Below are 9762 nucleotides of genomic sequence, written 5' to 3'. Positions count from 1 at the left end.
CCCGCCCCCCCCGCACATCGATGGAGTCTGATCCCATGACGAGTCCTTCCGGCCCCCCGGCCGACGAGCCGCAGAACCCCGCGGAGGCGGACCCCACCGGGCCCCAGGGCGGCCCCACCTCGGTACTCAAGGGCCAGGAGGGCTTCCGGGAGCCGCCCGAGGACTACGTCAAGGCGGCGAAGGTGGCCCCCGACCACTGGCTCTCCGTCATCGACCGCCACTGGAACGGCGACGAGGACGAACCCCCGCCGCCCTGGGCGAGCCTCGGCCGCTGGCGCAGCGACGCGAACGGCGAGATCGTCGAGTGGGAGGAGAACCCCGACTACCGCCCCTCCCCGGACTCGTACGGCTGGGCCCCGCCGGTCAGCCCCGTGGACGCCGCGCTCCAACTGGTCGCCACCGGCTACGCCTCCGAGGAACTCTTCGCCCTGATGCTCGCCGACGCCGAAGTGGCCGTCTGCGTCGACGAACACGGCGACCTGGCGGTGACCGACGCCCAGGACGGCACCGAGGCCGTGCCCGTCTTCTCCACCTCCCCCCAACTGGACGCGGACCGCCTGCCCCCGCACGAGGTGATGTCGGTGCCCGCCCTGCTGGAACGGCTCCCGGAGGGACGAGAGGTGCTGTTCCTCAGCTCCTCCGCCCCGGTGGGGCAACTCGTCACGGTGAGCGCGCTGCGGGAGAGCAAGGCCGACCTGGAACGGTACGAGGCGGAGGGCGGGGACGAGTTCCCCGAGCCCGGCCGGTCCGCCGCCCGGCCGGACGCCGTCACGGATCTGCCGGACATCGCGACGCTCGAGGACCGGCCCGACTTCCTGACGGACGATCAGTGGACGGCGACTCGGACAGCGCCCGGCGGCCCGGAGGCGGGGACCGCGACGGAGACGCAGACAGAGACCGGGACGGACCGGAACGGAAGCTGACCGAGCCGGGAGAGCCAGGAGAGCCGGGCGGGGCCTGACAGGCGTGGACGAGCCGAACGGCGCCTACGTCGCGTCCAGCGTCACCGTGAAGGAGAAGCGGTCGCCGCGGTAGTGGATGACGGCGACGTCCAGGACCCGGCCCGTCCCGTCGTACGCGACGCCCGTGTAGTGCAGGATCGGGCTGAGCAGCGGGACCTGGAGCAGCCGGGCCGTCTCCGGGTCCGCGAGGCGGGCCTGGACGGTGTCCGTGATGCGGCTGATGTCCGCACCCGCCACGTCCCGCAGCACCTTGGTCATCGGCCAGCGGAGCAGGTCCCGCCGGTCGATGCGCTCGGCGAGTTCCGGGCGGACGTAGTTGCGGGCGTGGTTGGTCGGTTCGCCGGTCTCCTCGTCGCCGCGCAGCCGGTGGTACGTGGCCACCTCCACGAGATCCGGGAAGTACTCGGCGAGTTCGGTGGGCACGGGCGCGCTGCCGTGGCCGAGGAGTTCGGTGGTCATGCCGGACTGCTGGGCGACGATGGCGTCGACCGAGCCCAGGAGCCGTACGGGAGTGCCTTGTCGGGCGTCCGGCTCGATGAACGTGCCGCGCCTGCGGTGCCGGCTGATCAGCCCCTCGTCCTCGAGTTCCTTGAGCGCCTGGCGCATCGTCAGCACACTCACGCCGTAGTGACCCGCCAACTGCTCCTCGGTGGGCAGCCGCAGCGGGTCCCGCGCCGAGCGGCCGAGGATCGAGGCGCGCAGGGACTGCGAAACCTGGTACCAGAGCGGCAGTTTGCGGTTCAGGACGATCGAGTCCGGCGCGAAGGAGGTCACGGAGGTATCCGTACCGGTCGGCAACGCTCAGTGCAACGGCCGGAAGTGCCGCTGGAGGCCCGACCACACGTCGTCGTACCCGGGTTGCAGATGTTCGGCCCGCGCCGCCTGTGCCGTCAGGGTCATCGGCCACCGTGTCTCGAACATGAACGCCAGTCCGTCGTCGACCTTCTGGGGCCGCAGCTCGGCCGCGCTCGCTCGGTCGAAGGTCTCCCGGTCGGGCCCGTGCGCGGACATCATGTTGTGCAGCGAGCCGCCTCCGGGCAGGAACCCCTCAGCCTTCGCGTCGTACGCGCCGTCGATCAGCCCCATGTACTCGCTCATCACGTTCCGGTGGAAGTACGGCGGCCGGAAGGTGTCCTCGCCCACCAGCCAGCGCGGCGCGAAGACGACGAAGTCGATCCCGGCGAGCCCCGGCGTGTCCGACGGCGACGTGAGCACCGTGAAGATCGACGGGTCCGGGTGGTCGTACGAGAGGCTGCCGAGGACGTTGAAACGGCGCAGGTCGTAGGCGTACGGGACATGGTTGCCGTGCCAGGCGACGACGTCGAGCGGGGAGTGGTCGTAGACGGCCGTCCAGAGGTTGCCGCAGAACTTGTTGACGACCTCCACCGGACCCTCGACGTCCTCGTACGCGGCGACCGGCGCCCGGAAGTCCCGTGCGTTGGCCAGCCCGTTGGCGCCGATCGGGCCGAGGTCGGGGAGCCGGAAGGGGGTGCCGTAGTTCTCGCACACGTAACCCCGGGCGGTGGTGTCGGTCAGCTCCACCCGGAAGCGCACCCCGCGAGGGACGAGCGCGACATGGCCGGGCTCGACGAACAGCGGCCCGAACTCGGTGCGCAGCAGCAGCCCGCCGGTCTCCGGGACGATCAGCAGCTCCCCGTCGGCGTCGCTGAACACCCGCTCCATCGAGGAGTTGGCGTGGTACAGGTGCACGGCCATGCCGCTGCGCTGCGTTGCGTCGCCGTTGCCGCCGAGGGTCCACAGGCCCGCCAGGAAGTCCGTCCCGGCCGGGGGCTCGGGCAGCGGGTCCCAGCGCAGCCGGTTCGGATCGGGCACGGATTCCGTGAAGGGTGCCGTGCGGATCGAGCCATTGCCGATGGGTGTGAACGGGGGATGCGCGGCCGAGGGGCGGATGCGATACAGCCAGGAGCGGCGGTTGTGGGCGCGGGGCTCGGTGAACGCCGTACCGCTGAGCTGCTCGGCGTAGAGGCCGAGGGGGGCGCGCTGTGGCGAGTTGCGGCCCTCGGGCAGGGCGCCGGGAACGGCCTCCGAGCTGTGCTCATTGCCGAAACCGGTGAGGTGTACAAGCCCCTCGGCCGCCTTCCGCGCGTCCCCGCTCATCCGTGCTCCCTCGCTCTCCGTCCCTCATTCCTATGCTTCACCGTAGGATTCGGCGTTCGCGGGCGCAAGAGGGGAAAGTGAGGGGTGAGGTTCACCCGGTCGGCAGGGACCGGCATGATGAATCCCGTGCCCCCAGCGACCTCGCTACGTCGTGCGCCCGTACAGCGGCGCAGTGCCGAACGGCTGACCAGAATCCTCGACGCCTGCGCCGACCTTCTCGACGAGGTCGGCTACGACGCCCTGAGCACCCGGGCGGTGGCGATACGCGCCGGCGTCCCCATAGGCTCCGTGTACCGCTTCTTCGGCAACAAGCGCGCCATGGCGGACGCGCTGGCCCAGCGGAACCTGGAGCGCTACATCACGCGCGTCACCGAGCGCCTGGCGCAGCAGACCGGGGGCGGCTGGCGCGAGGCCATGGACGCCGTGCTCGACGAGTACCTGGCCATGAAACGGACCGCGCCGGGTTTCTCGCTCGTCGACTTCGGCAACCAGATCCCGGTCGGCAAACGTGACGCCGGACCCAACCACCGCGTCGCCGACACCCTCACCGCCCTTCTCTCCGGCGTCCTCGCCCGTGAACCTGACGACGATCTGCGCCGCATGTTCCTGATCGCCGTCGAGACCGCCGACACCCTTGTCCACCTGGCCTTCCGGGTCGCCCCGGAGGGGGACGAGCGCATCATCGCGGAGGCGCGGGAGTTGCTGCGGGCGTATCTGGCGCGGGCGCTCGACTGAGGTTCCCGGCCAACTCGCCCGGCTCGCCCGCACCGGCCGAGGCGGGTGTGCGCAACCCCTCCCCTCCATCCGTACCGGTCGGTATGCTCGACACCATCCGTGCGTCACCGTTGCCGCCACCCCCCACCCGGGAGGACCCGTGTCCAGCCCCACCGACTCCCGAACCGAATCCCGCACCGCCCTGCGTGTCTGCCCTCTCTGCGAGGCCACCTGCGGACTGACGCTCACCATCGAGAGCGGCCGGGTCACCAGTGCCCGGGGGGACCGCGACGACGTGTTCAGCCAGGGGTTCATCTGCCCCAAGGGCGCCTCCTTCGGAGCCCTCGACAGCGACCCCGACCGGCTGCGGACCCCTCTTGTGCGACGGGACGGCGAGTTGCGCGAGGCGAGCTGGGCGGAGGCCTTCGACGCCGTAGCCGCCGGCATCCGGGGCGTGGTCGAGCGGTACGGGCCGAACTCCGTCGGAGCCGTCTTCGGGAATCCGAACGTGCACACCATGGCCGGGGCCCTCTACCCGCCGGTCCTGCTCGCCGGCCTCGGTACGCGCAGCGTCTTCACCGCCTCCACGGTCGACCAGATGCCCAAGCACGTCTCCAGCGGGCTGCTCTACGGAGACGCCAACGCGATCCCCGTACCCGACCTCGACCACACCGACCATCTGCTGCTCATCGGCGCCAACCCCCTTGAGTCCAACGGGAGTCTGTGCACGGCGCCCGACTTCCCCGGCAAACTCAAGGCCCTCAGGGCACGCGGCGGCACGCTCACCGTCATCGACCCGCGCCGCACCCGCACCGCCAAACTCGCCGACCGGCACATCGCGATCCGCCCCGGGACGGACGCCCTCCTGCTCGCCGCGATGACGTACGTCCTCTTCGACGAACACCTCGTCGACCTCGGCGAGTTGGGGCCGCACGTCCAAGGCGTCGACGAAGTGCGGGCGGCCGTAGGGGACTTCACGCCCGACGCTGTCGCCGAGGCCTGTGACGTGGACGCCGACACCATCCGTACCCTCGCCCGTGAACTCGCCGCCGCGCCCACCGCCGCCGTCTACGGCCGCATGGGCAGCTGCACCGTCCTGCACGGCACCCTCGCCAGCTGGCTGGTCGACGTCCTCGACATCCTCACCGGCAACCTCGACCGGCCCGGCGGCGCCCTCTTCCCGCAGGCGGCCACGGACCGGACACCCCGGCCGGCCGGACCCAGCCACGGGTTCACGCTGGGCCGCTGGCACTCGCGGGTCGGTCAACACCCGGAGGCCAAGGGCGAGTTGCCGCTCTCCGCGCTCGCCGAGGAGATCGACACCGCCACGGCCGAGGGCGAGCCGATTCACGCCCTGATCGTCGTCGCCGCGAACCCCGTCCTCTCCGCGCCCGACGGCAACCGGCTCGACAGGGCGCTGGACTCGCTCGACTTCATGGTCAGCGTCGACCCCTACCTCAACGAGACCTCGCGCCACGCGCACGTCGTGCTGCCCCCGCCCCCGCCCTCGCAGAGCCCCCACCACGACTTCGCCTTCAACACCCTCGCCGTCCGCAACCAGGTCCGCTACAACCGCCCCGCCGTCCCCCTGGAACCGGGACGCATGGCCGAGACCGAGATCCTCGCGCGGCTGATCCTGGCCGCGACCGGCATGCACGGCGCCGACCCTTCCGCCGTGGACGCCATGGTCATCGACCAGACCCTCGGCAAGGCCGTCAAGGAACCCCACTCCCCGGTCCACGGCCGCGATCCGCAGCAGCTCGCCAAGGAACTCGACGGCGACACCGGTCCCGAGCGCCGCCTCGACCTGATGCTGCGCCTGGGCCCGTACGGCGACGGCTTCGGCGCACGACCGGACGGTCTGAGCCTCGCCGAAGTGCTCGCCCACCCGCACGGCATCGACCTCGGGCCGCTCAAGTCGCGCCTGCCGCAGCCCCTGAAGACGCGCAGCGGGAAGATCGAGCTGCTGCCGCAGCCCATCGCCGACGACCTGCCGCGACTGCGCGAGGCCCTGCGTGAGCGCCCCGCCGGGATCGTGCTGATCGGGCGCCGGCATCTTCGCTCCAACAACAGCTGGATGCACAACATCCCCGCGCTCACCGGCGGCACCAACCGCTGCACCCTGCACATCCACCCCGAGGACGCCGCCCGCCTCGGCGTGCTCGACGGAGCCCCCGTGCGGATCAAGGGCGCCGGGGGAGAGGTGGTGGCCCCCGCCGAGATCACCGACGTCGTACGGCGCGGGGTCGTCAGCCTGCCCCACGGGTGGGGGCACGACCGGTCCGGGACCCGGCTCGCGCACGCCGCCGTCGACCCCGGTGTCAACGTCAACCAGCTCCTCGACGGCAGCCTTCTCGACCCGCTGTCGGGCAACGCCGTACTCAATGGTGTACCCATCGATCTCGCCCCAGCAGGCACAACGCTGTGACCTGGAGTTTTGCGCTTATTGCTCGCACGTCAACATCTTGTTAAGACTTGTGGGGCCGACCTAACGTCAACGCACTGCCGACTCCGGTGGGAGTTCAAGGGCGAACGTTAGGTAACCCACTCATGTTGACCATTCTGGGCTTCACGATGATCGCGACCTTCCTGGTCCTGATCATGCTGAAGAAGATGTCGCCGATCGCGGCGCTCGTACTGATCCCGGCACTGTTCTGCGTCTTCGTCGGGAAGGGCGCCAAGCTCGGTGACTACGTCATCGACGGCGTCACCAGCCTCGCCCCCACCGCGGCGATGCTCATGTTCGCGATCGTCTACTTCGGTGTGATGATCGACGTCGGTCTCTTCGACCCGATCGTCCGAGGGATCCTGAAGTTCGCCAAGGCCGACCCGCTGCGCATAGTCGTCGGCACGGCCATCCTCGCGGCGATCGTGTCCCTCGACGGCGACGGCTCGACCACCTTCATGATCACGGTCTCGGCGATGTACCCCCTGTACAAGCGCCTCAAGATGAGCCTCGTCGTGATGACCGGCGTCGCCGCGATGGCCAACGGCGTGATGAACACCCTGCCCTGGGGCGGCCCGACGGCCCGTGCCGCGACGGCCCTGAAGCTGGACGCCAGCGACATCTTCGTCCCGATGATCCCGGCCCTCGCCGTCGGCCTGGCCTTCGTCATCGCCCTCTCGTACGTCCTCGGCCGCCGCGAGCGCACGAGGCTCGGCGTGCTCACGCTGGACGCGGTCCTGGTGGAGGACCCGGAGCGGGAGCGGGAGTTGGACCAGGAGTCGGAGACCGTGCTAGTCGGCGCCGGTTCGGGCGCGAAGTCGGCCGGGGGATCCGGTGCGGGCAACTCGGCCGCACCCACGGGCGGTTCGGGTGCAGAGAGCATCCGTGACGACGGCATGGACGATGACGACGACCGGATGCTGAAGGTCCTCGACCCGAACCGCACCACCCTGCGCCCCAAGCTCTACTGGTTCAACGCGCTCCTCACGGTCACCCTGCTCACCTCCATGATCATGGAGTGGCTGCCGATCCCGGTGCTGTTCCTGCTCGGCGCCGCGCTCGCCCTCACGGTCAACTTCCCGCACATGCCCGACCAGAAGGCCCGCCTCGGCGCCCACGCCGAGAACGTCCTCAACGTCTCAGGCATGGTCTTCGCCGCCGCCGTCTTCACCGGCGTCCTCACCGGCACCGGCATGGTCGACCACATGGCCCGCTGGCTCGTCGACAACATCCCCGACGGCATGGGCCCGCACATGGCCTTCGTCACCGGCCTGCTCAGCATCCCGCTCACGTACTTCATGTCCAACGACGGCTTCTACTTCGGCGTCCTGCCGGTCCTCGCCGAAGCCGGCGCGGCCCACGGCGTCTCCCCGCTGGAGATCGCCCGTGCCTCCCTCATCGCCCAGCCCCTGCACATGTCCAGCCCGCTCGTCCCGGCCGTGTACGTCCTCGTCGGCATGGCGAAGGTCGAGTTCGGCGACCACACGAAGTTCGTGGTCAAGTGGGCAGTACTGACCTCGCTGGCCATCCTCGGGGCGGGCATCCTGTTCGGCATCATCTGATCCGCGTCATCCGACTCGCGTCCGATTCGCGTCCGAACCGCAACTGATCCGCGCATCCGTCCGGAAGGACAACACCATGAGGCCCGGTGGGAACCGCGGCTGGCTGCTCCGCCTCGTCATCGCCTTCAGCTTCACGCAGGGGGCGGTGTCGATGGCCCGGCCCGCCGTCTCCTACCGGGCCCTCGCGCTGGGCGCGGACGAGCGGGCGATCGGCGTCATCGCCGCCGCGTACGCCCTGCTTCCGCTCTTCGCCGCCGTACCGCTGGGCCGCCGCACCGACCACGGCCGCTGCGCACCCCTGCTGACCGTCGGCGCGCTGCTGGTCTCCGGTGGGTGCGCTCTCGGCGCGACCGCGGGCTCCCTCGGCACGATGGCCGCGTGGAGCGGAGTGATGGGCCTCGGTCACCTCTGTTTCGTCATCGGCGGTCAGTCGATCGTCGCCCGCCGGTCCGCCCCGCACGAACAGGACCGCAACTTCGGCCACTTCACCATCGGCGTCTCGCTCGGCCAGTTCATCGGCCCGATCGCGGCGGGCGCGCTGATCGGCGGCCACGACATGGCGGCCACCAGCGCCCGCGCCCTGCTGGTCGCGGGCGGGGTCGCCGCGTTGTCGTTCACGTCGTTGTGGCGCGTCGAGGACCGTACGGCCGTCAAGTCCCTTACGGAGCAGGGTGATCGCGTCCCCGTGCACCGCATCCTGCGTACCCGGGGCGTCCCCGCGGGCATCTTCGTCAGCCTCGCCGTGCTGTCCGCGACCGACATCCTCACCGCCTACCTTCCAGTGGTCGGCGAGCACCGGGGCATCGCACCGGCGCTGATCGGCGTACTGCTCGGACTGCGCGCTGCGGCCACCATCGCGTGCCGCCTGGTGCTGACGCCCCTGCTGAGACTGCTCGGCCGGCGCCTGCTGCTCACCGTGACCTGTCTGCTGGCGGCGCTGCTGTGCGCGGGGATCGCGCTGCCGGTGCCGGTGTGGGGGCTGGCCATCATGCTCGCGGCACTCGGCTTCTGCCTGGGCGTCGGACAGCCGCTGTCGATGACGACGGTCGTCCAGGCCGCCCCGGCCGGCGCCCGCTCCACCGCCCTCGCGCTGCGCCTGACCGGCAACCGGCTCGGCCAGGTCGCCGCGCCCGCCACGGCCGGTCTGGTCGCCGGGGTCACGGGTGTGGCGGCACCGTTCGTGATGCTGGGCGCGCTGCTGTTGCTGGCGGCGGGGACCGCGGTGCGCTCGTCGGACCCTCAGGTGTCGGCGGAGAAGCGGGAGAGGGCCGGAAGGGTGATGTCCGACGGGGCGTAGGGCGGTGCTTCCGCCCTTGAGGGCGGAAGTGTGAAAGAGAGTCAGAAGAAGCGTGATTTGTGTGAAAATCATCTGACTCGGAGGAACCGCGCATGCCCACCTCTCTCCGTCCACGCCGGACCGGCGTTCGTACCGCCGCGCTCGCGGCCCTCACCCTCGCGGGCACCACCCTCATCGGGGCCACCGCCGTCGCCGCCCCCGGCGACAACGGAGACGTCAAGATCCACAAGGTGGGTACGCCCTTCAACGACCAGCGCAACGAGCCCAAGGTCTGCGACTTCTACCTCGCCGCGTTCAACTTCGACGACCTCCCCGACGGCCAGGACATCGAGTGGTCCATCGAGACCCAGCCCCTGGAGGCGAACGGCGCCACCCTCGGTGACACCCTCGACCTGGAGCCCGACGGCACCGGACACACCCTGCCCCTCGCGCTGCCGGACGGTCAGTACAAGCTGACGTGGAACATCGTCGGCGGCCAGGGCGCGGGCAAGCACAAGGTGTTCCAGGTCGACTGCCCGACCGACGAACCGACCGGGACACCGACCCCGACCGGCACATCGACCCCGCCCGGCGGGCCGGGTGGCCCCGGCGGAGGTCCCGGCGGTCCCGGCGGCGGTCCGGGCGGCCCGCACGGTGGGGTTCCCGCGGGCGGCGGCGGGGTCG

Annotated in this window: 8 protein-coding genes; 6 read left to right on the top strand and 2 right to left on the bottom strand. The window is 70.9% G+C overall.

Features of this window, described 5'->3' with window-relative positions; all coding sequences use genetic code 11:
• Window positions 1–35 precede the first annotated feature (35 nt).
• Window positions 36–923, top strand: coding sequence for a type VII secretion system-associated protein (locus G3I56_RS38860; RefSeq protein ID WP_164417620.1), 888 nt, complete (start codon window positions 36–38; stop codon window positions 921–923).
• Between the two features lie 63 nt (window positions 924–986).
• Here G3I56_RS38860 and G3I56_RS38855 read toward each other — a convergent pair whose 3' ends face one another.
• Together G3I56_RS38855 and hmgA are read right to left on the bottom strand one after the other, a co-directional pair.
• Window positions 987–1736, bottom strand: coding sequence for a GntR family transcriptional regulator (locus tag G3I56_RS38855; RefSeq protein ID WP_164417618.1), 750 nt, complete (start codon window positions 1734–1736; stop codon window positions 987–989).
• Between the two features lie 27 nt (window positions 1737–1763).
• A complete protein-coding gene (gene hmgA / locus G3I56_RS38850) occupies window positions 1764–3080 on the bottom strand; it encodes a homogentisate 1,2-dioxygenase (protein ID WP_164417616.1) in 1317 nt (438 codons plus the stop codon).
• A gap of 117 nt (window positions 3081–3197) precedes the next feature.
• Between hmgA and G3I56_RS38845 the strand changes: the two genes are divergently transcribed.
• The 5 genes from G3I56_RS38845 to G3I56_RS38825 form a co-directional block, all read left to right on the top strand.
• Window positions 3198–3815: a TetR/AcrR family transcriptional regulator gene (locus tag G3I56_RS38845; RefSeq protein ID WP_164417651.1), complete on the top strand. Its 618-nt coding sequence runs from the start codon at window positions 3198–3200 to the stop codon at window positions 3813–3815.
• Window positions 3816–3954: 139 nt separating this feature from the next.
• Window positions 3955–6222, top strand: a complete 2268-nt coding sequence (locus G3I56_RS38840) for a molybdopterin oxidoreductase family protein (protein ID WP_164417614.1) — start codon at window positions 3955–3957, stop codon at window positions 6220–6222.
• 122 nt (window positions 6223–6344) lie between these two features.
• The gene (locus G3I56_RS38835) at window positions 6345–7802 is read left to right on the top strand and encodes a citrate:proton symporter (protein ID WP_164417612.1); all 1458 of its coding nucleotides are present in this window, start codon (window positions 6345–6347) and stop codon (window positions 7800–7802) included.
• 76 nt (window positions 7803–7878) lie between these two features.
• Window positions 7879–9099 (top strand): MFS transporter, encoded by a 1221-nt coding sequence (locus G3I56_RS38830; RefSeq protein ID WP_164417610.1) that lies wholly within the window; start codon window positions 7879–7881, stop codon window positions 9097–9099.
• Between the two features lie 92 nt (window positions 9100–9191).
• Window positions 9192–9762: hypothetical protein (locus G3I56_RS38825; RefSeq protein WP_164417608.1), on the top strand; the 571-nt coding region annotated here is incomplete at its 3' end.

Source organism: Streptomyces sp. SID12488 (assembly GCF_010548275.1).
Classification (GTDB): Bacteria; Actinomycetota; Actinomycetes; order Streptomycetales; family Streptomycetaceae; genus Streptomyces.
The sequence above is the reverse complement of the archived record's forward strand: the minus strand, read 5'-3'. Positions and strand labels throughout refer to the sequence as shown.